This window comes from Streptomyces sp. NPDC039465 (genome assembly GCF_055639315.1).
On record NZ_JBVKAP010000012.1, the window covers coordinates 1 to 925 of the forward strand.

The window sequence follows — 925 nt, forward strand, 5'->3', positions numbered from 1 at the left end:
GCCCGGTTACATTCCGAACCCGGAAGCTAAGCCTTTCAGCGCCGATGGTACTGCAGGGGGGACCCTGTGGGAGAGTAGGACGCCGCCGAACAATCTTTCAGGACCCTTGGTCCTCAGCGTTCACGCTGGGACCAGGGGTCCTTTTGTTTTTGCATGTATTTTTCCGAAGCGCGTCGGATCGCCGACTGCGCGAGAATGACAGCGGTACCCGAAGACAGGAGCCATGCCCATGTCCCCCAACTCCTCCGACGACCGTCCGGAGCGCGAGCCTCGTCGTAGGGACGGTGGCGAGCGGGACGGCTTCCGTGGGCCCCGTCGCGACGATCGCGACCGTGGCGGCTTCCGTCGTGACGACAGCGGCCCGCGCCGCGATGACAACCGTGGTGGTGGCGGTGGCTTCCGCCGTGACGACAACCGTGGTGGTGGCGGCGGTTTCCGCCGTGACGACAACCGTGGTGGTGGCGGTGGCTTCCGCCGTGACGACAACCGTGGTGGTGGCGGTGGCTTCCGCCGCGACGACAACCGTGGTGGTGGCGGCGGTTTCCGCCGCGACGACCGTCGCGATGACCGTCCTTCATTCCGTCGGGACGACCGTCGTGACGAGCGGCCGCGTGATGACCGTCGTGATGAGCGTCCGTCCTTCCGTCGTGACGACGACCGGGGTCGTGGTGGCTACGGCCGCCGTGACGACCGGCCGGCCTTCCGGCGCGATGACCGTCGTGACGAGCGTCCCCGTGACGACCGTGGCCCCCGTCGCGACGACCGTGGTGGCGGCTTCCGCCGTGACGATCGCCCCCGTGACGACCGCCGTGACGACCGTCCTTCGTTCCGTCGGGACGACCGTCGTGACGAGCGGCCGCGTGATGACCGTCGTGATGAGCGTCCGTCCTTCCGTCGTGACGACGACCGGGGTCGTGGTGGCTAC

1 rRNA gene and 1 pseudogene are annotated in these 925 nt (G+C 68.2%); both read left to right on the plus strand.

What is annotated here, in order from left to right:
• Nucleotides 1-91, plus strand: a 5S ribosomal RNA gene (rrf, locus tag ACZ7LT_RS30060); the annotation flags it as partial.
• 241 nt (nucleotides 92-332) lie between these two features.
• Nucleotides 333-925, plus strand: a pseudogene (locus ACZ7LT_RS30065) (hypothetical protein); the annotation flags it as partial.